This window comes from Gulosibacter sp. 10 (assembly GCF_900163695.1).
In the GTDB taxonomy this organism is placed as follows: Bacteria; Actinomycetota; Actinomycetes; order Actinomycetales; family Microbacteriaceae; genus Gulosibacter.
On the sequence record NZ_FUIC01000024.1, the window covers coordinates 109,350 to 130,199 of the forward strand.

Genomic DNA, 20,850 nt, shown 5'->3' on the forward strand with positions numbered 1-20,850 from the left:
GTCGGCGCCGCATCGCAGAGATTGATCGTGAGGCGGCCTTGTGCGGGACCTCGACCGGATGCGAAGGATATGCAGGGCAGGGCAGGGCAGGGCAGTGCCGGGATGTGAGGGATATGCCGTGATCCATGGCTGATGTGAGACCGATGACGGGTTTGCGCGTCGCATACCTGGGATATGCCTCATATCGCGCAGAATCCTCATATCGCGCAGAATCCTCATATCCGCGGAAGCGCCTATCTCGGAATCAGAAACGGATGGTGCGGGTTCGGATGCGGGTTCGGGCTCAAGTGCGGGCACGGGAACGTTGACGGACCGGGCGCGCGCGGCTCACCACCTGCGGCGGTGGAAGCGGCTCACCGTCTGCGCTAACGGATGCGCCTCGCCGTCTGCAGCAGCGGGCACAGCTCCTCGCGGGAGGTAGGGCGGCGCCGTCGCCGGGATCGAGCGGAGCGGCCCGGCCGCCGGGAGCGATCGAGCCGGCTTGCGACTCACTCGTCCTCCGCATCCTCGCCCGCGATGCGGCCGCGACCCGTTACGGCGACCGGCTCGAGCCCGTCGCCGTCGAGATCCCATTCGCGGTAGTCCGCGAGGACGCGATCCGGGTGCCGCGAGGCGAGCACGACCACGCCCGGGTAGCCGGCGAGCAGCTCGCGCAGCCGATCCAGACCAGGGGCGTCGAGCCCCGAATCCAGGTGCTCGAGCACGAGCAGGGGAGGCGTGCCGAGCAGCGCCCTCGCGAGCTTGAGCTTCGCGACGTCCACGCCGCTCCACGGGGCGCCGTCGTTCTTCAGCGTCGTCCGGAGCTCGCGATCCGAGAGCACACCGAGCCCCACCCGCTGCAGCAGCCAGCGCACCTGACCGGTCAGCGCATCCGGATTCCGGTAGGCCGCGAGCCGCCGCACGGACCCCCGCTCGAGCGGGAGCAGCTGCGAGGCGAAGCCCACGAGCGCGCGCCGCCGCCGGGCCGGGACCTCCGCGAGATCCACGCCGCCGAGCCGCACGCCGCGAGGCCGCGGATCCGGCTCGACGGTCGGCCCGCCGAACGGGTGGGGGCTCCGGAACGTCTCGGTGCCGTGAATCCTCTTGCCCGTCCCGTCCCGGGGGATCCTGCTCGCGTCCGCGTCATCGATCCACGGGGCGGAGCCGGCTTCATCCGTCCCGCTCCCGGTGATCCCATTCGTGCCCGAGTCGCCGATGCGAGGTGCGGCGTCGGCTTCGCCATCGGGAATCCCGCTCGCGTCCGCATCGTGGAGTCGAGGCGTGGCGGCAGCCCCGCTCCCGAGCCTCCCGCTCGCACCCGTGCCGTCGACCCGCGGAGCCGCGGCCTCGCCGTCCGGCTCTTCGCCGGCCCCCGTCGCCGCGGCCTCGCCCGCGAGCAGGGCCCGGATCGCCGCGCGCTCGTGCTCCGGATGCGCCGAGCGCAGCAGGATGCGCTCGCCCGGCCGCGCGACCAGGGCGGGCAGCTCCACGCCGCTCGCACGGATCCCGACCGCGCTGAGCTCCGCGGGGCCGGCCTCGGGCATCGGGGCATCCCGCCAGCGCCGCTCGCGCCTGCGCTCCTCCCGGATGCGCTGCCGCGCCTCGGCGAGCAGCGGCGCGAGGATGCGCCGGGCCGCCCGGTAGTTCTGCCGGTACTCGACCACCCTGCCGAGGTCGGCGAGCGGCGCGGCCAGCACGCCGAGCAGCGTCATCGCCGACGCCGCCTGCGCCACCCCGATCCCGCCGCCCGCCGCGAGCACGACCACCGCGACCGTGCCCAGCGAGGCCGCCGTGACGGTGATTGCGCGCACGAGCCCCGTGGCCCACGCGCGCCGCACCGCGGCATCCACCACCCTGCCCGAGTGCCGGTCGACGGCGTTGAGCTCCCGCCGCACGGCGCCCGACGCCCGCACCGACTCGCCCGCGCGCACGGTGTCGGCGATGTGCGCCGACATGCGCCCGCGCAGGCGCCGGAGCTCGCGGGCGCGGCGGTGCACGCTGCGCGACAGCCCGGGCAGGGCCGCGGCCATGCCGAGCAGCGGCAGCGCGACCGCGGCCGCGAGGAGCGGATTCGTCAGAGCCAGCGCGCCGAGGACGATGCCGATGAGCGGCAGCGCGGTGACGAGGGGCACGACGCCCTGCGCGATCCAGTTGCGCACGGCCGTCAGGTCGTTCGACGCCCGCGTCACGACCACCCCGAGGGAGGGGTTGCCGACGCCGTCGAGCGAGGCCGCGACGAGCAGTCGCCGCTGCTCGGCGACGTAGTCTTGCCCCAGCCGCTCCGCCACGACCCGCTCGAGCCAGCGCGCCGCGCCGATGCCGAGCGCCGAGGCGAGGATGCCGAGCGCCCCGGCCCCGAGCGGGCCCGACGCCCCGGCCGCCGACGCCCCGGCGCCGGAGAGCAGCCCGTCCACGCCCAGGGCGAGGCACAGCGCGAGCACCGCCTGCAGCACGCCCAGCCCGGCCAGGCAGAGGAGCAGCGCGCGGCGCCGCCCGCGCCACACCGGCGGCATCGAGGGCGCCTCCGAGCGGGCGACGGCCCGGGTCATCGGTCCGCGGGGCCGCGGCCGGCGAGGACGCGCTCGGCGACCTCGGGCAGCGCGAGCTCGTAGGTGCCGAGCACTTCCGCGCCCTGATCGAGCAGCACCGCCCCGGCCTCGGCCGAGGCGAGGGGCGAGGAGGTCATCACGCCGGTGGCGGCCGCGACTTCGAGCCCCGCCGAGCGGAGCTCCTGCACGCCGGCGCGGGCGCCCAGCGCATCCGAGGCCGCGAACAGCACCCGGTCCACGGTGCGCTGGAAGCGGCCGTCGCGCAGCAGCGCCGCGGTCTCCTCCTGGAAGACGCCGTCGGCGATCTCCACGACGATCGCGTCCGGCCGCGAGGCCGAGAGCTTCGCGACGAGGTTCGCGGTGAGCGCGCGGATCGAGGGCATGTCGAGCCGGAACGTGGTGGCGTAGCCGAAGTCGGTGAAGTCGAGCACCTCGGCCGCGCCGGCGTCGCCGTAGATCATCGGATCGTTGCCGGCCCCGGTGCCGGTGATCTTCGCCGCGCCCACCGTCCGTCCGGACTTCACGAGCCCGTTGATGAGGCAGGCCATGGCGGTGGACTTGCCGGAGTTCATCGAGGTGCCGAGCACGCCGATCACCGCGGGGCGCTCGACCCGCAGGGTCGCGGGATCGTTCCGCAGCGGGGCGAAGCGCCGCAGGTTCACGACGCCCCGCGCGTCGGCGAGGAGCCCGAGCGGCTCGATCTCCGTCGGCGCCGACACCCGGTCGTGGGCCGCGACGACGCGGCCGGCCACGCCCCCGGCGGCGACCATGTGACAGGGCTCGAGGCCGCCGGGCACGTGCGCGAGGAACTGGTCGGCCGCGTACCGGTGCCCGTAGGCGAGCATCACGAGCGCGCCCTCGAAGAGGATCGCCTTGCGCGACTCCGGTGTCTCGATGCGCTTGTGGCTGCCGATGCGGCCGATGCGGGCGACGACGACATCGCCGGGGCGGGGGTGCAGCCCCGCACCCGAGCGCAGGTGGAAGGCCGCGCGGTCGGTGTGCACGGCGGCAGCCACGAACCTGGTCGTGTAGGCGGCCTGGATGCGCCCCGGCAGCGGCGCGGACACGGCGTCGGCCTCGGCACGGGTGGCGGATGCGGGGGAGAGCAGCGCGGTGGTCATGATGATCGCCTTTCGGAGTTCGGAACGATTGCTCGCAGTGAACCCCGGCGCGATGAGGCGGCGATGAGGTGCGGATGAGACCGCTCTCATGAACCCCGCACGAGCGGCCGCTCGACGGGGAAGTACGGCAGGTACGACAGTCCGGAGACGTTGTAGGGGAACTTGATGCCCATGATGGCGCGGATGCCGGCGTGCATCGACCACGCGGCGAGGGCGAACAGCCTGCCCGCCCCTCGGTGGAGCAGCGAGATCGGCGCGCCGAGCTCGATCGCGAGGGCGCCGGCCGCGAGCACGCCGAACTGGGCCCTGCTGCGGTAGAGCGCGCCCGCGAGCCGCGGGGCCTCGACGCCGAAGCGCTCCTTGCGCACCGCGTCGGCCGCGATCTGCTCGCGCAGCACGTCGCCGCTCGCCCAGCCGAACCCCTTCGGGCTGCGCACCTTCGCGACGCCCGAGATGAGGTAGACCGACGTCGTGGCGAGGTTCATCGCGGTCGCGACGGCGCCGTACTCCCGGCCCTCGCGCCGGGGCAGGAGCGCGCCGTCGCGCAGCAGGGCGTCGACCGAGAGCGCATCAGCCGATCGGGTCGCGCCGAGCACCGCCTGATGCAGCACGAGCATGTTGTCGTTGTGGAGCACCATGCCCCAGGAGTTGCGATAGGCGAGCGTCCAGAGCTGCAGCGCGGCGTTGAGCGGGCCGGTGACCCGATGCGCGACGCCCAGCGCGGCGAGCAGGTTCGCGACCTGCGCGGCGTCGAAGAGCAGGTCGGCGATGCGCGGGGGCAGCGGGGCGCGCAGGACGCGCACGACCCCGACCGGGGCGAAGCGCGAGGCGTCCTGCCGGTGCAGCGCGCGCATCATCCGCCGGCGCCGGAGGTTGTGCGCCGCCGAGTAGCCGTGCGCCGCGATCCGCAGCACGGCGGGGCGGGCGGCGTGGGCGCGAGGGCGGAGCAGGTCGAGGACGTGCTCGCCGAGGCCGGATCGCGCGGAGGCGGCTCCCCGGCGCTCGGCGTGCGCGGACCGCCGGCGGGCGGGGTCGCCGACGCCCGCGGATCCGACCGCGGCAGGCTCTCGGCCGCGGCCGCTCTCGAGGCGCCGCGCGGCGTGGCCGCCGTTGGGGCGCCCGGTGAGCGCGCTGAGGAGGCGGCTCATGCGAACGCCCGCTTCGAGAGCCGGCTCGGCGGATGCGCGAAGGCGATGCCGCCCACGGGGCATTCCGCGCGGATGGACTCGGCGTCGGGGAGGCGGCGCCCGGCGAAGTAGTCCTCGAACACGAACCGGGAGCGCACGACGGCGACGGTGACGATCGCCGCCTCGTCCGCGGAGGCGGCGCCCGCGGCCTCCGCCGCCCGCGCCTGCGAGTCGGCCAGCGAGTCCGCGTAGCGCTGGGCGACCTCGGCGGCCCGGCCGCGGCGCAGCGCGCGGGCCACCTGCTTGCGCACCTGGTTCAGCCCGCCCGATCCGTAGTGCCGGTAGTGCGGGACCACCCGCTCGCCGTGCGCGGTGACGCCGATGACGTGCGGCACCACCACCCGTCCCTTCCGGTCGACGGAGAACATGGGGTAGGTCGACAGCGGGAACGAGTCCCTCGCGAACTTCCGCTCGGCGACCTCGTCGAGCGGGCGGGCGTAGTGGCGCAGCGGCGAGAGCAGCGCGGCGGCGAACGCGAGGCCGAGGAGCAGGCCGCGCCGGTCGGCGCGGCGGGATGACGGTCGGGCGGGCATGGATCCTCCTGGGAAGGGGCCGGCGTCAGGGCGCGTCGGCGAGCGCGGCGCGGGCGGCCCACGCGCCGGGCATGCCGTGCACGCCGGCGCCGGGCGGGGTGGATGCCGAGGCGAGGTAGAGCCCCGGCCCGAGCCGGTACGGGTCGAGCGTCGGCCCGGGGCGCAGCAGCGCCTGCAGGCCGGTGGACGCCCCGCCCGCGACGTCGCCGCCGATGAGGTTCGGATCCCAGGCCTCGAGCGCGGCGGGCGGCGTCGCGTTGCGGAACACCACGGTGTCGCGGAAGCCCGGCGCGAAGCGCTCCAGCTGCCGCTCGACGAGGTCGATCACCTCGCCCTCGCGGGGCTCCTCGTAGCCGTGGGGCACGTGCGCGTAGGTCCACACCACGTGGTAGCCGGTGCCGCCGGCGCGGCCCGGGTCGGCGACCTGCTGCTGGCCCACCATCACGAAGGGGCGGTCGGGCATCCTGCCCGCGGCGGCGAGCGCCTCCGCCCGCTCGAGCTCCCCGGGTCCGCCGATCACGTGCACCGTCGTGGCCTCGGCGCTGCGCGGATCGCTCCACGGGATCGGCTCGGCCAGGAGGTAGTCGATCTTGTAGACGCCGACGCCGTAGCGCCAGCGGCCGAGCCGCCTCGCGGTGCCGGCGCGGAGGCCGTCGATCGCCGGGCCGCGCAGCCGCAGCACCTGCGCGGGTGTGAGGTTGAGCACCGTTGCGTCGGCGGCGGGCAGCTCGCGGAGATCCACGACCTCGACGCCCGTGCGGATGCGCCCGCCGTGCTCGTGCAGCACGGCGACCAGCGCATCCACGATCGCCTGCGAGCCGCCGCGGGCCACGGGCCATCCGCTCGTCTGCCCGAGCGCCCCGAAGAGGGCGCCGAAGGCGCCGGTGAAGGGATGCCCGAGCGGCGCGATCGCGTGCGCCGCGGAGCCGCCGAACAGCGCCCGGGCGGGGGCGCCCGCGAAGCAGCGGCGCGCGATCAGGCCCGCCGGCGCGAGCGCCGTCGGCGCGAACCGCGCGAGCCGGAGCGGATGCCGGGGGAGGCGCAGCATCGGCCCCAGCAGGTTCTCGAGCTGGGCGGGCATGTCCGCGGTGAGCGGCGAGTGGATGCGGCGCCATGCCCGCGCGTCGCGGCCCAGCTCGGCCGCCGTGTCCTCGAGGCCGCGGTGCAGCACCGCGGTCGGCCGGCCCGGCAGGGGGTGCGCGAGGGGGTACCGGGAGTGGCGCCACTCGAGCCCGTGCCGCTCGAGCTCCAGCTCGCGGAACACGGGGCTCGCGGCGCCGAACGCGTGGCCGGCCGCGCCGAGGTCGACGACGGTTCCGGGACCGAGGGCGGCCGTCGAGCGGGCGGCGCCGCCGGGCAGCGCGTCGCGCTCGAAGACCTCCACCCGCCATCCGGCGCGGGCGAGCAGGGCGGCGGCGGTGAGGCCGTTGGGCCCGGCGCCGACGACCACGGCGCTGCGGGGGTCGCTCGTCATGGCGTGCTCCTCATGCTGCGGGGGGTGCCGCCCGGGCGGGGCGGCATCGGGGGATGCCTCAACCCTGGGGGAGCGGGATGAGGCCGCGATGAGCCGCCTGTGAGAGTTCGATGAGACGGGCCCGGTCACGCGGTGTTGCCCGCGACGCCGATCAGCTCGACGCGATCGTCGGCGATCGCGAAGAGGAACTGCACGGTGTCGACCACGATCGGCAGCTCCGGATCGTTCGACTCGTGGCAGGTCGTGGACGAGCCGCCGTCCGAGCATTCGCTGGTCGAGTAGTTGATGGTGAGCGGGCTGACCTCGACGAAGGCGTCCCACGCGTCCGGGCCGCCCGCCTCGTCGATATCGCTCTGCCAGTCGCCGTACCCGGACTCGTCGAGCAGGGGGACGAGATCGGCCCGGTCCTTCGCCGCGATCATGAAGATGCCGGTGTCCTCGCTCATGCCCGCCCAGTCGGCGGCCTCGAAGCGGTTCGGCTCGGGCTCGCTGCACCAGTTCGAGCAGCGCTCGTGGATGGCGTCGACCTCGTCCTGCACCAGTGCGGCGCCGGCCTCGGAGAGCTCGAGCGTCGCGCCCTCGATCCCGTCGGCCAGGGCGCTGTGGATGCCCGAGGCGTCGCCCGGCGTGACCGGCACGGCGATCGGCTCGCCGGCGACGGCGAGCGCGGGGTTCGCCGCGACGAGCTCGAACTCGTGGGTGCCGGGGAGCGCGAGCGCCGCGGGGCCGGTGAGCGGATCGGAGCCGGCGGGGAGCGAGTCGTCTTCGGGCAGCAGCGCCTCCTCGGGGATGTCGAGCGCGAGCTCCCCGGCCTCGGGCGTGCGGAACGGCTGGGTCGCGTTCACGATCTCCCAGTGCGGCTCGCCGCCGTCGTACTCGACGTAGCGGACCACGGCCTGCCACTCCGCGGTGTCCTCGCCGATGGTGTGCGTCACGTCGATCACGCGGTACTTGTCGTCCGAGGGGCGCGGGTTCGGCTCCTCGCCGCCGATGATCTCGGCGAGCTCCGGCGCCGTGTCGGGCAGCAGCACGGAGTCCACGGGCACGTGCGGGCCGAGCAGCGTCTGCAGGGCCTCGGCGTCCTGCGAGGCGAGGGACTCGTAGAACTGCACGATCGCGCCGCGCGCCGTCATCCCGCCGGGGTGCTCCTCGTCCTCGGGCTCGGGGGTCGCGGCGCAGCCGGTCAGCAGGACGAGGCCCGCGAGCAGCAGCGCCAGCAGCCGGGCCGGCGCGGAGCGCCGCAGCGTCATGTGCATCCTCGATTACTCCGTGAACTCGATCGTCAGCAGCAGGCGGTCCCGGACGAACCGCTCGAACTCCTGGTAGGTGATCCGGGGCTCCTCGCCGCCGGCCTCGTCGTTGCCGGCGAAGTGCAGCAGCAGCGCCGTGCCGTCCTCGTTGAAGACCCGCAGCGCCACGAACGCCGAGCGTTCCTCGGTGTCGAAGCGGTACACGGCGAACTCCACCGGCTCGACGCCGCCGTCGGGCAGGGCGACGTCGATGGTCATCGGCGCGAGCTCGGTCACCGTGCCGTTCGCGCCCGACGCGAGGCCGAGCACCTCGAGCGCGGTCTGCTCCGTGACCTCCCCGTCGTCCGCCCCCTCGATCATGGGGAAGGACGCGAGCTCGGCGCCCGTCTCGAACTCCCGGTCGGCGAAGTAGCCGTCGTTCGGCCTGCCGTAGTCCACCGAGAAGGTGTGGCTGAGCCCGTCGCTGTTCCAGACCTGCAGGTTGCTCGTGCCCTGCTGGTTGGCCTCCCAGCCCGGGGTGGTGCGGACATCGGCCTCGATGGACTCGACGCCGGTGCTGGCCCCGAGGTGGTAGCCCGGCTCCGGCGGCATGAAGAGCATGAAGGCGGTGATGCCGGCGCCCGCGATGAGCAGCACCGCGGCGGCCGACCAGGCGATGACGCGCAGCCGCCGGCGCCGCCGCCTCGGCGAAGGGCCGGAGCTCGATGATCCGGAGCTCGATGATCCGGGGTTCGATGATCCGGGGCCGGACGAGCCCTCGGCCCCGGGGCGGGCCGTCGTCGAGGGACTTCCGGGGTCCGCCGGCGCCGAGCGTCCCGGTACCTGTCGCGTGGCTGCGTCGTGGTAGCCGGCCTGGTCGTACCCGGTCCGGTCGTGCCCGGCCGGGTCATGGCCGGTCCGGTCGTAGCCGGTGCCGGCCGATGCCGGGCGCGTCTGCGCGGCGTGCGTCGGGGCGGCGTCGCCCGGGGCGTGCCGCTCGGACAGCGGCGGCAGGTCGGGCATCGAGGATGCGGGCCGCTGCGCCGAGGGGGCGGTCTCGTCCGGTCCGCGCTCGGCGTCGCGATGGCCGTCCTGCGGCGCATCCGCGCCGTAGCCGCCGTCGTAGCTGTCGCCGCCGAACACGTACTGGCCCGGGTAGCGCTGCGGCGCGGAGGTATCGGGGATGGGCGGCAGGTCCTGCTGCCAGGGCGAGTTCGTGCCGGTCCAGGGCAGCGAGGAATCCCGGTCCTCGGATCCCTCGTCCTCCGGCTTGCCGCTCACGCCCCAACTGCTCCTTCGCGCCCTCGATTCGTGCGCCTCAGTCTAGGGGAGCGCCGCCCCGCGCGATTCAGCCGCGAGTTGCAACCGGCACGGTCCGGGCGGGGGAGAAGCGGCGGTCAGCCCGCCAGCGAGGGCGTGAGGATGAACAGGAAGGCCGCCACCACGATCGCGGTCTGGGTGATGGGGCGCGAGGTAGTCCAGCGGATGACGCCCTCGATGCGGCGGGGCAGCGGCGACTCGAGCCAATCGCCCCGCGTCGCACCGCGGCGATGCGCGAACCAGTCGAAGAGCAGCGTGAAGAACGGCGGCACCGAGCTCGCCCACGCGAGCAGCAGCATCCACCAGCGCCAGCGGCCGTTGACGCCGATCACCGTGGTCGCGAACAGGTACGCGAGGAACGCGGTGCCGTGCGCTGCGCCCGCGAACGAGACGAGCACGTCGCCGAGCTCGGGCGCCCACACGTACTTCGTGAGCATCGCGAGGATGAGGAAGGCCCAGGTCGCGGCCTCGGCGAAGGAGGCGACGTGGAGCAGACGGGAGGGACGCATAGCCCCTCCAGCCTAGGCGAGCGCGGAGGCTACTTCGAGCGCCGGGAGCGCGTCTTCCGCTCCTTCGAGGAGCGCCTCGAGCGCGGGGGTCTCGTGCCGACCGGGACGGACCCGGTGACCCTCGACAGCGCGGCCCTCTTCTTCATCCGCGCCGAGGCCACCGAGGTGAACCACACGGCCAGCACGATCGCGACGATGCCCACCCACTGCAGCGGCGAGATGAACTCGCCCACGAGCAGCACGCCGCCGACCACGGCGACCAGCGGCTGCGTGAGCAGCAGCATCGAGCCGGTCGAGGAGTCCAGGCGCGGCAGCGCGCTCGACGTGGTGACCCAGCCGATCACCTGGCTGAGCAGCGCCATCGCGATGAGGATCATGAACGGCTGGAACTCGGGCGTGAAGTTCGGCGCGCCGAACGCGGAGGCCACCGTGGTGCCCACGACCATCGAGGTCAGGGTCGAGAGGAACACGTTCGTCGACGCGTGGCCCGTGGGGCGCGAACGGCCGATGATCATGATGTAGCCGGCGTACGCGACGCCGCCCGCCACCGCGAGCAGCACGCCGAGGAACGCGTCGCCCGTCAGGTCGCCCTGCTCGATCACGCCGCTGAGCAGCACCACGCCGCCGAGCATCACCGGGATGGCCAGGATGAAGGGCAGCGTGAGCTTCTCGCGGAAGATGAGCCACGCCATGAGCGGCACGATGATCACCTGCAGATTGCCGGCGACCGTGGCGATGCCGGCGCCCGCGAGCATCACGCCGGGGATCCAGAGCCCGACGTCGAGGCCGAAGAACACCCCGGCCAGCAGGTGCAGCAGCACCGGGCGCGCCTTCATCGGCCCGTTCATGCGCCATTCCAGGACGGCGAAGACGGCGAGCGGGATGAGCGCGATCGCGAAGCGGAAGAACACGGCGGTCGCGGCGTTCTCGCCCGACAGCCGCGTGAGCACCGGGTTGAGGCCCACCGCGATCGACCCCATCAGCGCGACCGCGCGCGGGTCGATGCGGTTGAGGAAGCCGAAGAGGTCCTTCGGCACGGGACGGCCCGCGGCGCGCAGCCGCTCGGCCTCCTCGGTCGAGATCGTCGTGGTGATCGCCGTGGTGGAGGTTCCCAGCACCGGCGCGGCGGCCACCAGCTCGTTGACGTCGGGGGCCGGCGAGATCGGCACGCCGGTCATCGTCGTATTGATCCGCTCCACCCGGTCGTGCTGCTTGTCGTGCGGCTTGGCCCAGTGCGAACGGTCCGACCCGCCGAATTCCTCGCTCATCCCACCTCCTGCGTCACTCGTCTGAACGATCCTAGGGGCTGCCGAGGGCGCGACGATTCACCCGCTGCACAAGCGACGGCGGGTGGACTGGGCGACGGGTGAAACGGCGCTGCGGCGCGGGTCGGGGCTACGCCGAGGCGAGCGAGCGCAGCACGCTCGCGAACATGCCGAGGCCGTCGACGCCCGAGCGCATCCGCTCGGCGGTGTCGGGGCCGAAGCCCGGCTCGACCGCGTGCTCGGGGTGCGGCATGAGGCCCACCACGTTGCCCGCCTCGTTGCGCAGGCCGGCGATGTCGTTGAGCGAGCCGTTCGGGTTCGCGCCGAGGTAGCGGAAGGCCACGAGCCCCTCGCCCTCGATGCGCTCGAGCGTCTCGGCGTCGGCGATGTAGCCGCCCTCGCCGTTCTTGAGCGGGATGACGATCTCCTCGTCCTGCTCGTACGCGCCGGTCCAGGGGGTGTCGACGTTCTCGACGCGCAGCCGCTGGTCGCGGCACACGAACCGGCCGTGGTCGTTGCGGATGAGGCCGCCGGGCAGCAGGTGCGCCTCCACGAGCATCTGGAAGCCGTTGCAGATGCCGAGCACGGGCAGGCCCTTGCCGGCCTGCTCGACGAGCTCGGCCATGATCGGGGCGCGCGAGGCGATCGCGCCGCTGCGCAGGTAGTCGCCGTAGCTGAAGCCGCCGGGCAGGACGACCGCATCCACGCCCTGCAGGTAGTGGTCCGCGTGCCACAGCGCGACAGGCTCGCCGCCCGCGATCTCGACCGCGCGCTGCGCGTCGCGGTCGTCGAGGGTGCCGGGGAAGGTGATGACGCCGACGCGCACGACTACTCGCCCTGCACGTTCTCGCGGGCCTGCTCGTCGCTCGAGGCGCCGGTGGGCAGGAGGCCGTCGTCGGTAACGGTCTCCGTCTGCGCGGGGTCGAACTCCGCCTCGTCGTCCGCCACCTCGATCGAGACGACGTCCTCGATCACGTCGTTCGAGAGCAGGTTCGCGGCGAGCTCCGAGATCTCCTCCATGAGCTCCGGGGTGACCTCGCGATCGGTCGTGATCTCGAAGCGCTTGCCGATCCGCACATCCACCAGGTGGTCCCGACCCTCCGCGGCGAGCGAGCGCTGCACGGCCTTGCCCGCGGGGTCGAGCAACTCCGGCTTGGGCATGACCTGCACGAGAATCTTCGGCATTCGGAACTCCTGTGGAAACGGGACGGCGAGGTCTCACCATCCTAACGGTGCGGACACGGACCGGCGCACCATGCTGCGCGGTCAGGAGGGATGCGCAAGGATAGAGCCGGCGTTGGCCATCAGCGTTGACTAGGAGGCATCATGGCGAAACGGCGTCAGAACACGTCGACAGGCCGCGGTGACGCGGTACCGGGCCCCGACGACTTCGAACAGGCCCGGCAGGAGGGGAGGCTCGGCGGCGCGAGAACCGTCGCCGCCCCGTGGACCGACGGCATCGGGCTCGTCGCCGTCCGGGCGCTGCAGTTCCTGCTCATCCTGACCGCCGGCGGCGTGCTGGTGTTCGGCGCGCTGCAGGTCTCGATCATCGTCATCCCGCTGCTGCTCGCGCTCATCATCGCCTCGGCGATGGAGCCCGTGCTCTCCTGGCTCAGCTCGAAGGGATGGCCGAGGCTGCTGTCCACCGTGCTCGTGCTGCTCGTGGTGGTGCTGCTGCTCGGCGGGGCCGTCTGGCTCGTGGTGGCGCAGATCATGGCCGAGTGGGACGGGATGGCCGAGAAGGTCACCGAGGGCATCACGCAGCTCATCGCCTGGTGGAACAGCACCTTCCCGCAGTTCGAGCTCAACGACCAGGCGCTCACCGACCTGTGGGGCACCGCGCAGGAGTGGCTGCAGAACCTCAACTACGGCGCGGTCGGCTCGGGCGTGGCCTCCGGCATCGGCGCCTTCGGCTCCTTCGCGATGTCCGCGGTGCTGTTCGTCGTGATCCTCTTCTTCTTCCTCAAGGACGGCCCGACGATCTGGTCGTTCCTCATCAAGCCGCTCAAGGAGGCGCACCACCGCCGCGCCGAGCTCATGGGGCTGCGCGCGGTGAGCGTCATGGGCGGCTACGTGCGCGGCACCGTGATCGTCGCGCTCGTGGACGCCGTGTTCATCGGCATCGGACTCGTGGTGCTGCAGGTGCCGCTGGCCTTCCCGCTCGCGCTGGTCGTGTTCATCACCGCCTTCATCCCGGTCGTGGGCGCCACCCTCGCCGGCGTGATCGCCGCGCTCGTGACCCTCGTGACGAACGGCCTCTGGCCCGCGGTGATCGTCGTGATCATCGTCGTGGTCGTGAACCAGCTCGAGGGCAACCTGCTGCAGCCGATCGTGCTCGGCCGCTCGCTCAAGCTCCACGAACTGGTCGTGCTGCTCGCGCTGACCACCGGTACGGTGCTCGGCGGCATCGTCGGCACGCTCATCGCTGTGCCGCTCACGGCGGTGGGTTGGGCGCTCATCAAGGCCTGGAACGAGCCGCTGCCCGATCTCGAGCGGGATCCGGACGGCGACAACATCCGAGAACGGCTGCGAGAGAACTGGCGCCGAAAAGCGAACTAGTCGGACCCCCGCGGGGCCGCCCACCCGGTGGGCGGCCCCGCGGCGTTAACGCCGTACCTGAGCAGGGTCCCGAGCCCTCCGCGCAACAGATGCGTCACAGTCTGCGGTTATGCCGTGTCCGTAACCGCAAACTGTGACGCATTTGTGGGCCTCGGGCTGGGCTCCGCCGTCATCCCGGCCTCCTGTGGGGTCTGGGCGTCCCAAAGCTGTACCTGAGAGGCGGGGCCCGGGCCTTCCCCGCAACAGATGCGTCAGAGATTGTGGTTACGGACTCCCCAAAACCGCGAACTGTGACGCATCTGTGGGCAGGGAGGGCTCCGCCTTCATTCTGGGTCCCGCGTGAGCCGGATGAGCGGACGCTGCCTCGGGATATTTTCAGTGGCCCCACACAACAGATGCGTCAGAGATTGCGGTTACGTCGTGGTCGTAACCGCAGACTGTGACGCATCTGTGATGGGCGTCGGGGGCACGTTGGCCCGGGCTTAGGTGAGCTGAGCCCGGACTACGCTCCGGATACGTCGGTGATTGTCCCGGGAAGACCGCCCAGCGTCAGGCTATTGGCCCGTCCCGAGCGCCTCGCAAATCGCGGTCTATGGCCGGTCCGAATCCGTTGACTGCGACTGCCCCGAGGCGATGGCACGGCGGATGCTCTGCACGAGAGCCCGGAGGCGCTCCCCTCGCAGATCGCTGCCGGTGATGCGGAACAGCTGTCCGCCAGCATCGCGGATAGCGCGCTCCCGTCGGAGGTCGTTCGCGAAGACCTCGGGATCGCGGGCATGGTGCCCGCCCTCGTAATCCACATAGGTTCGGGCCCACGGATAGCCGAGATCGGGACGGAACTCCTCGCCATTCGGCAGCACGAACCAGGGCTGGACCTCTGGCTCGGGCAGTCCCGCATCCACGAGCCGGAGCCGAGTCACCGTCTCCATCGGGGACTCCACGCTCGCACGCGCCCGCAGCACCGCCTTGCGCAGCGTTCGAGCGCCGGCCAAACCGTGGAAGTCCTCGAGCATCCACCCCAGATCGTCAGGACGCAGGTGCGGCCGGGCGCGCAGCAGCAGGCCAGGATAGTTCGAAGCAGAGGCGAGGAGCGAGTCCAGCATCACGGTGACTTCCTCGACATCGAGATGCACCGCCGAGGTGACGAGAGCGAGCGTCGGCTGCACGATGGGCACGCCGCGCACCGAGACGGCTCGGAAGAGTTCGTCTCGGATCGAGCGGGAGTGCACGCCCTTGGTCCGCACTCTCGTGGCCGACCTGCTGGTCAGCACTTCCAGGTCTGAGCCGAGGTGCTGCATCCGCCGCGGCACCGGCATGCCCCAGAGCTGCGCCGCGGCGATCCCCGCGATCGCCTTGCCCGGGCCGAGCCGCTTCGCGAGGGCGGAGGCGCGCTCCCAGATAGAACTCGGCGGCCGGACGGTGCGGACGCCGTAGAACGGCGTGAAGAGGTCGCCACTGCGCAGGCGCGCCGGCGTGACGCCGAGTGCCCTCGCCTCGGCCACGCTGAATCCCGTGTTCAAGAGGCTTGTCGGCAGCGGCTGCGGTGTTCTCATGCCACGCAAACTAGCCGCGCGGTGTCACCCGGCGAGGGCCGGATCATCCGGCTGTGGATAACCCACCCGACACTCGCGAATGTGGAAAACCGGGGCCGCCTCTGGTGCCCGCGAGTCTCGGTCGCGAGCGACGCACACAGATGCGTCGCAGAATGCGGTTTCGACGGTGTCAGAACAGCATTCTGCGACGCATCTGTGTCAGGGCGCGGAGCGAGCCGGTCGGCAGTCGCGTTCAGGGCTCACGTTGACGGCTCATATGGCGGCAGCACTCGCGAGCGAGGCGACCCGCAACGGAAAGAGTCGTCCGAGCGACGGCAACGCCGCCCCGGTGCGGCTCGCCAGTGAGGCTGCCCCGTCGCGCGCAGTGAGGCGCCCAGCCCCAGCTTGAGAGGCTGCCCCGCCCTTAGCTTGAGAGGTGGCGCGCTAATGAGGTGCCGGGCCCGCCGGTGAGACGACCTCGCTCCTAGTTTGCAGAGCGGCCCACTCACGAGGCGATCCGGCCCGGCCAGCGAAGCGGCCTGGCCCCGCTAGCGAAGCGGCCCGCCTGCAGCGAGGCGCCCCGCCCCTAGCTCGAGAGGCGGGTCAGCAGCTCGGCGTAGCGCGCGCGGGTCTGCTCGATGATCTCGGCCGGCAGCTCGGGCGGGGTGCCCTGGCCGTCCCAGTTGGCGAGCAGCCAGTTGCGCACGATTTGCTTGTCGAACGAGGCGAGGCGCTCCTCGAGCGGCAGCTCCCGGTTCTCGTACAGCGCCGCATCCCAGTAGCGCGAGGAGTCGGAGGTGAGCACCTCGTCGGCGAGGGTGATCTCGCCGGTGCGCGGATCGCGCCCGAACTCGAACTTGGTGTCGGCGAGGATGACGCCCCGCGAGAGGGCCCGCTCGCTCGCCGTCGCGAAGATCCACAGCGAGAGATCCCGCAGCGCGGCCGCGGCCTCGGGCCCGACGAGCTCCACGGTCTGCTCGAACGTGATGTTCTGATCGTGCTCGCCCTGCGGAGCCTTGTACGCGGGCGTGTAGATCGGCGCGGGCAGACGGTCCCCGTCGCCCAGCCCCTCGGGCAGCGGGATGCCGCACACGGTGCCGGACTCCTGGTACTCCTTGAGCCCCGAGCCGGTGAGGTAGCCGCGCACCACGCACTCGATCGGGAACATGTCGAGGCGCGCCACCCGCATGGACCGGCTCGCGACCGACTCGGGCAGCCCCGCGGCCCAGCCTTCGGGCTCGCGCAGGTGGTTCGGCACCTCGAGCGCCGCGAACCAGCGCCGGCTCAGCTGCGTGAGCAGCTCGCCCTTGCCGAGGATCTCGGGCTCGAGGATGTGGTCGAAGGCCGACACGCGGTTGCTCGCGATGATGAGCAGCGCATCCGCATCCCCGTCGGCCTGGTAGACCTCGCGCACCTTGCCGGAATAGATGTGGCGCCAGCCGTCGAGCGCAGGCTGGCTCTGCCGCTCGCCGAGCTCGATGCCGCGCTGCGCCGCGATCTGGGCGGCGATGGGCGTCTCCTCGAGGCCGGGGGAGGTCTGGTTCGGCACCTCGGCCGTCACGGGGGCCGCGGGCATCGACTCGAAGGCCTGCTCGGCCATCGCGTTGGCCGCCGCCTCGGAGTCGGAGGCCTGGTCGGAGGTGATGCGGCCGTCGCGCGCGAGGAGCGAGTTCTGCAGCGCCGCGCCCGTCTGCGCGATGTCGGTGCGGAACTGGCCGCCCTCGAGGCGGATGCGGCTCAGCGCGGTGTACGCGAGCTGCCGCGCATCCTGCAGCGTGGGGCCCTCGCCGACGACGTTGAGGACGCGGCCGCCGGTCGCGGTGATGCCGCCCTCGTGCTCGCCGGGGCCGGTCGCGGCGTGGAAGATGCGCGCACCGGTGGCCGCCGCATCCTCGAGGCCGAGGATCTCGCGCCCCGAGCGCACCTTGTCGGGGTACCCCTCCGAGGCGAGCACGACGGTCACGGCGGACGTGTCGTTGAGCGCGAGCTCCTCGGGGTGCCGGCCCAGCGTGCCGTCGCCGGATGCCTCGAGCAGGGGCGCGAGCGGCTCGGCGAGCCGGCCGAGCACGACCTGCGTCTCCGGGTCGCCGAAGCGTGCGTTGAACTCGATGACGCGGATGCCGGCCGCGGTGACGATGAGGCCGCAGTAGAGGAGCCCCTGGAAGGGCGTGCCGTCGGCGCGCATCGTGTCGATCACCGGCTGGGCGACGGTCGTGACGACCTCGCGCATGAACTCGCGCTCGCCGCCGAAGCGGTCCACGAGGAAGGGGACGGGCGTGTACGCCCCCATGCCGCCCGTGTTGGGGCCGGCGTCGTCGTTGTGGAGCCGCTTGAAGTCCTGGGCGGGCGGCAGGGCGCGGACGGTCTCGCCGTCCGAGAAGCAGAAGAGCGACACCTCGAGGCCGTCGAGGAACTCCTCGACGAGCACGGGGCCGTGTGCGAGCCAGTGCTCGGCGTGGCGCAGCGCGTCGTTGCGGTCGCCGGTGACCATGACGCCCTTGCCCGAGGCGAGGCCGTCGGCCTTCACCACGTAGGGGGCGCCGAACTCGTCGAGCGTGGCCGCCACCTGCTCGAGATCCTCGAACAGCCGCGCCTGGCCGGTGGGCACCCCGGCGCGCTGCATGATGTCCTTCGCGAAGGTCTTCGAGCCCTCGATCTGCGAGGCCGCCTTGGACGGGCCGAACACCGTGATGCCGCGCTGGCGCACCGCATCCGCGACGCCCGCCACGAGCGGCGCCTCCGGGCCGATCACGACCAGGTCGATTTGCTCGTCCTCGGCGAAGTCCGCGATGAGGTCGGGCTTGGTCTGATCGATGCGGATGCGCTCGGCGATGGCCTCCATGCCGATGTTGCCGGGAGCCACGATCAGTTCGTGGGTGCCTTCTGCGGCGAGCGAGTCGAGGATCGCGTGCTCGCGCGCACCTGAGCCAAGTACGAGAATCTTCACCGCACCAGGCTACCGGGGTGAGAGAGAATTGCGGCATGGCACGAGCGAAAATCGAGGATGCGGCGGGGCGATCGGCGCTCGCGGACTGGTGGGCGGCCCGGGAATCGGGCGACGATGCGGGCCGTTCGACGACCGCGACCGCCGTGCGGTACACGCTTCAGCTGCTCGCCGAGCGGGTGCCGGGGCACTCGGTGGAGGTGCGCGTGCCGCCGTTCGGCGCGGTACAGTGCGTCGAGGGCCCGGGACACACGCGCGGCACCCCGCCGAACGTGATCGAGCTGCCCGCGGCGCTGTGGATCCCGCTCGCCACGGGCGCGATGGGCTGGGACGAGGCCGCCGCCACGGGCGAGCTTCACGCCTCCGGCACGCGCGCGGACGTGTCCTTCGCGCTCCCGGTCGCGCGCCGGTAGGGCGGTCTGCGGCGGTCGCGCGCAGGTGAGAGAATGGCATCCATGTCTGCCGAGCCCGAGAACACCCCGCGTCCCGATGTGTCCGAGGATGAGTACATCGTCCTCGAGAAGCGGCCGGGCATCAAGCTCACCAACTGGATCTGGGGCGGCGCGGCGGTCGGCCTGCTCGCGGCGTTCGGCGTCACCTTCTTCCTGCCTGGCCAGGAGGAGTACTCGCCCGGCCAGGTCTTCGGCTTCTTCGGCGTCTTCTTCGTCGCGCTCGGCGCCCTGCTGGGCACCGCGGTCGGGCTCATCGTCAACTGGTGGGTCGGCCGGGGTAAGACCGAGCGGGTGCTCCTGCGCCGGCTCCCGGACGCGCAGCCGGCCGGTGGCGCCGAGGGCCCCGGCGCGTCCGACGCCGCCGGAAGGGCCGAGGGCTCGAGCGGATCCGATGCCGCGGAGGAGCCCGGCCGGCGCTGACGCGGCCTGGTCCGCCGCGGGCTGACGCGCCGAAGGCGTCCCGAGTAGGCGCGATCCCGGGCGCCCCGGTCAGGCGGGCCGCGTATGCACGGCCGACCAGTGGCCCTGGGCGACCGGCCCGCGGCCCACGGGCACGTTGAGCGCCAGATGCGTCGCACTTCGCGGTTATTCGGTGCTCATAACCGCAAACTGCGACGCATCGGTGATCGCGGGAGGGGCGGCACGAGCCGGGCGACCACGCCCGGACTTGCCGCAGCCGGGCGACCACAGCGGCCCGGCCGCAGCCGCACCAGCCCTACGAGACCCGGTGCTCCTCGAGGTACGCGAGGTACTCGGGCGTCACGGTGCCGGTCACGTACTCGCCGGTGAACGGCGAGAGGTCGAGTTGCGTGAGCCCGGTGCCGGCGGTGATCGCGTCGAAGAGGTCGTCGACGTCCTGGTAGATGAGCGCATCCGCGCCGATCACCGAGCAGACCTCCTCGACCGAGCGGGCCGAGGCGACGAGCTCGGCCCGGGTCGGCATGTTGATGCCGTACACGTGCGGGTAGCGCACCGCCGGGGCGGCGGAGGCGAAGTACACCTTGCGCGCGCCGGCCGCGCGGGCCATCTCGATGATCTCCTTCGAGGTGGTGCCGCGCACGATCGAGTCGTCCACGAGCAGCACGTTCTTGCCCTCGAACTCCTGCGAGAGCGCGTTGAGCTTCTGCCGCACCGAGCGCTTGCGCACCTCCTGGCCGGGCATGATGAAGGTGCGGCCCACGTAGCGGTTCTTGTAGAACCCCTCGCGGTAGGGCAGCCCGAGGGTCTGCGCGAGCTGCATGGCCGAGGGCCGCGCGGAGTCCGGGATGGGCATGACCACGTCGATCTCGGCGAGGTCCATCTCGCGCTCCACCTTGCGGCCGAGTTTCTCGCCCATGCGCAGCCGGGTGTCGTACACCGAGATGCCGTTCATGATCGAGTCGGGCCGCGCGAGGTACACGTACTCGAAGGAGCAGGGCGAGGTGACGGGGGTATCGGCGCACTGGCGCGAGTGCATCCGGCCCGACTGGCTGATGAAGATCGCCTCGCCGGGCTCCACCTCGCGGACCACGTCGTAGCCGCCCGCGGAGAGCACGAGCGACTCCGAGGCCACGACCCATTCGTCGCGGCCGTTCGCGTCCATCCGCCGCCCGAGCACGAGCGGGCGGATGCCGAACGGGTCGCGGAAGGCGAGCATCCCGTGGCCCGACACGAGGGCGATCGCGGCGTAGGAGCCCTCCACACGGCGGTGCAGGGCGGCGACGGCGTCGAAGATGTCGTCGTGCGTGAGCTCCTGGCCGTCGATCGAGCGCTGCAGCTCGTTCGCGAGCACGTTGAGCAGCAGCTCGGTGTCGCTCGAGGAGTTGAGGTGGCGGCGGTCGATGCGGAACAGCTCGTCCGTGAGCTGGCGCGTATTCGTGAGGTTGCCGTTGTGGACCAGCAGCAGGCCGTAGGGCGCGTTCACGTAGAACGGCTGCACCTCGTCCTCGCCATCCGAGCCGGAGGTCGCGTAGCGGACGTGGCCGATGCCCATGTTGCCGAGCAGCGTGCGCATGTCGCGGGTGCGGTACGCCTCGCGCACCTGCCCGCGGGCCTTCACGGTGTGGAACGTGCTGCCCTCGGCCGTGGCGATGCCGGTCGAGTCCTGACCCCGGTGCTGCAGGAGCAGGAGCGAGTCATAGATTTGCTGGTTGACGAGGCTGGTTGAGACGTGACCGACGATGCCGCACACGGTAGATGGTGCTCCCTTGGCTGAAGA

The 20,850-nt window shown here is 72.5% G+C and carries 17 protein-coding genes; 3 read left to right on the forward strand and 14 right to left on the reverse strand.

Going from position 1 to position 20,850, the window contains the following annotated elements; all coding sequences use genetic code 11:
- Positions 1–488: 488 nt before the first annotated feature.
- The 11 genes from FM112_RS17570 to purS all read right to left on the reverse strand — a co-directional run bounded on the left by FM112_RS17570 (position 489) and on the right by purS (position 12,351).
- A complete protein-coding gene (locus tag FM112_RS17570; protein WP_254910437.1) occupies positions 489–2,528 on the reverse strand; it encodes an ABC transporter transmembrane domain-containing protein in 2,040 nt (679 codons plus the stop codon).
- Positions 2,525–3,649 carry a DUF1611 domain-containing protein gene (locus FM112_RS09690; RefSeq protein ID WP_217874502.1) on the reverse strand — a complete coding sequence of 375 codons (1,125 nt, stop codon included), beginning with the start codon at positions 3,647–3,649 and terminating at the stop codon, positions 2,525–2,527. Before FM112_RS09690 ends, FM112_RS17570 begins: the two co-directional genes overlap by 4 nt.
- 86 nt (positions 3,650–3,735) lie before the next feature.
- Positions 3,736–4,797: a hypothetical protein gene (locus FM112_RS09695; RefSeq protein WP_254910438.1), complete on the reverse strand. Its 1,062-nt coding sequence runs from the start codon at positions 4,795–4,797 to the stop codon at positions 3,736–3,738.
- Positions 4,794–5,369, reverse strand: coding sequence for a hypothetical protein (locus FM112_RS09700; protein ID WP_087006925.1), 576 nt, complete (start codon positions 5,367–5,369; stop codon positions 4,794–4,796). Before FM112_RS09700 ends, FM112_RS09695 begins: the two co-directional genes overlap by 4 nt.
- A 25-nt stretch (positions 5,370–5,394) precedes the next feature.
- Positions 5,395–6,843, reverse strand: coding sequence for an NAD(P)/FAD-dependent oxidoreductase (locus tag FM112_RS09705; RefSeq protein ID WP_087006927.1), 1,449 nt, complete (start codon positions 6,841–6,843; stop codon positions 5,395–5,397).
- Positions 6,844–6,968: 125 nt separating this feature from the next.
- Complete coding sequence (locus tag FM112_RS09710) at positions 6,969–8,093, reverse strand: hypothetical protein (protein WP_087006929.1); 1,125 nt, start codon at positions 8,091–8,093, stop codon at positions 6,969–6,971.
- A 12-nt stretch (positions 8,094–8,105) separates the two neighbouring features.
- Complete coding sequence (locus FM112_RS09715) at positions 8,106–9,353, reverse strand: hypothetical protein (RefSeq protein WP_087006931.1); 1,248 nt, start codon at positions 9,351–9,353, stop codon at positions 8,106–8,108.
- A 116-nt stretch (positions 9,354–9,469) separates the two neighbouring features.
- Positions 9,470–9,901 carry a DUF3817 domain-containing protein gene (locus FM112_RS09720; RefSeq protein ID WP_087006933.1) on the reverse strand — a complete coding sequence of 144 codons (432 nt, stop codon included), beginning with the start codon at positions 9,899–9,901 and terminating at the stop codon, positions 9,470–9,472.
- 29 nt (positions 9,902–9,930) lie between these two features.
- On the reverse strand, positions 9,931–11,169 hold the full coding sequence (locus FM112_RS09725) for a DMT family transporter (RefSeq protein WP_087006935.1): 1,239 nt from the start codon (positions 11,167–11,169) through the stop codon (positions 9,931–9,933).
- Between the two features lie 127 nt (positions 11,170–11,296).
- A complete protein-coding gene (gene purQ / locus FM112_RS09730; protein WP_087006937.1) occupies positions 11,297–11,992 on the reverse strand; it encodes a phosphoribosylformylglycinamidine synthase subunit PurQ in 696 nt (231 codons plus the stop codon).
- A gap of 2 nt (positions 11,993–11,994) precedes the next feature.
- Positions 11,995–12,351 carry a phosphoribosylformylglycinamidine synthase subunit PurS gene (gene purS / locus FM112_RS09735; protein WP_087006939.1) on the reverse strand — a complete coding sequence of 119 codons (357 nt, stop codon included), beginning with the start codon at positions 12,349–12,351 and terminating at the stop codon, positions 11,995–11,997.
- Between the two features lie 141 nt (positions 12,352–12,492).
- Between purS and FM112_RS09740 the strand changes: the two genes are divergently transcribed.
- A complete protein-coding gene (locus FM112_RS09740; protein ID WP_087006941.1) occupies positions 12,493–13,725 on the forward strand; it encodes an AI-2E family transporter in 1,233 nt (410 codons plus the stop codon).
- A gap of 590 nt (positions 13,726–14,315) precedes the next feature.
- Here FM112_RS09740 and FM112_RS09745 read toward each other — a convergent pair.
- Both FM112_RS09745 and purD read right to left on the reverse strand, forming a co-directional pair.
- On the reverse strand, positions 14,316–15,278 hold the full coding sequence (locus tag FM112_RS09745; protein WP_140400649.1) for a hypothetical protein: 963 nt from the start codon (positions 15,276–15,278) through the stop codon (positions 14,316–14,318).
- A 565-nt stretch (positions 15,279–15,843) separates the two neighbouring features.
- Positions 15,844–18,204 (reverse strand): phosphoribosylamine--glycine ligase, encoded by a 2,361-nt coding sequence (gene purD / locus FM112_RS09750; RefSeq protein ID WP_087006945.1) that lies wholly within the window; start codon positions 18,202–18,204, stop codon positions 15,844–15,846.
- 35 nt (positions 18,205–18,239) lie between these two features.
- Here purD and FM112_RS09755 point away from each other — a divergent pair, with 35 nt between their 5' ends.
- Entirely contained in the window at positions 18,240–18,614 is a 375-nt protein-coding gene (locus FM112_RS09755; protein ID WP_087006947.1) for a sterol carrier family protein, read from the forward strand.
- Between the two features lie 42 nt (positions 18,615–18,656).
- Positions 18,657–19,073, forward strand: coding sequence for a hypothetical protein (locus FM112_RS09760; RefSeq protein WP_087006949.1), 417 nt, complete (start codon positions 18,657–18,659; stop codon positions 19,071–19,073).
- 295 nt (positions 19,074–19,368) lie between these two features.
- Here the strand turns inward: FM112_RS09760 and purF are convergent, their stop codons facing one another.
- Positions 19,369–20,823 (reverse strand): amidophosphoribosyltransferase, encoded by a 1,455-nt coding sequence (purF, locus tag FM112_RS09765; protein ID WP_087006951.1) that lies wholly within the window; start codon positions 20,821–20,823, stop codon positions 19,369–19,371.
- Positions 20,824–20,850 lie beyond the last annotated feature (27 nt).

Excerpts from the sequence above, each read along its gene's own strand:
- FM112_RS17570 (WP_254910437.1), bottom strand. The coding sequence starts at position 2,528 with ATGACCCGGGCCGTCGCCCGCTCGGAGGCGCCCTCGATGCCGCCGGTG.
- FM112_RS09690 (WP_217874502.1), bottom strand. The coding sequence starts at position 3,649 with ATGACCACCGCGCTGCTCTCCCCCGCATCCGCCACCCGTGCCGAGGCC.
- FM112_RS09695 (WP_254910438.1), bottom strand. The coding sequence starts at position 4,797 with ATGAGCCGCCTCCTCAGCGCGCTCACCGGGCGCCCCAACGGCGGCCAC.
- FM112_RS09700 (WP_087006925.1), bottom strand. The coding sequence starts at position 5,369 with ATGCCCGCCCGACCGTCATCCCGCCGCGCCGACCGGCGCGGCCTGCTC.
- FM112_RS09705 (WP_087006927.1), bottom strand. The coding sequence starts at position 6,843 with ATGACGAGCGACCCCCGCAGCGCCGTGGTCGTCGGCGCCGGGCCCAAC.
- FM112_RS09710 (WP_087006929.1), bottom strand. The coding sequence starts at position 8,093 with ATGACGCTGCGGCGCTCCGCGCCGGCCCGGCTGCTGGCGCTGCTGCTC.
- FM112_RS09720 (WP_087006933.1), bottom strand. The coding sequence starts at position 9,901 with ATGCGTCCCTCCCGTCTGCTCCACGTCGCCTCCTTCGCCGAGGCCGCG.
- FM112_RS09725 (WP_087006935.1), bottom strand. The coding sequence starts at position 11,169 with ATGAGCGAGGAATTCGGCGGGTCGGACCGTTCGCACTGGGCCAAGCCG.
- purS (WP_087006939.1), bottom strand. The coding sequence starts at position 12,351 with ATGCCGAAGATTCTCGTGCAGGTCATGCCCAAGCCGGAGTTGCTCGAC.
- FM112_RS09740 (WP_087006941.1), top strand. The coding sequence starts at position 12,493 with ATGGCGAAACGGCGTCAGAACACGTCGACAGGCCGCGGTGACGCGGTA.
- FM112_RS09745 (WP_140400649.1), bottom strand. The coding sequence starts at position 15,278 with ATGAGAACACCGCAGCCGCTGCCGACAAGCCTCTTGAACACGGGATTC.
- FM112_RS09755 (WP_087006947.1), top strand. The coding sequence starts at position 18,240 with ATGGCACGAGCGAAAATCGAGGATGCGGCGGGGCGATCGGCGCTCGCG.
- FM112_RS09760 (WP_087006949.1), top strand. The coding sequence starts at position 18,657 with ATGTCTGCCGAGCCCGAGAACACCCCGCGTCCCGATGTGTCCGAGGAT.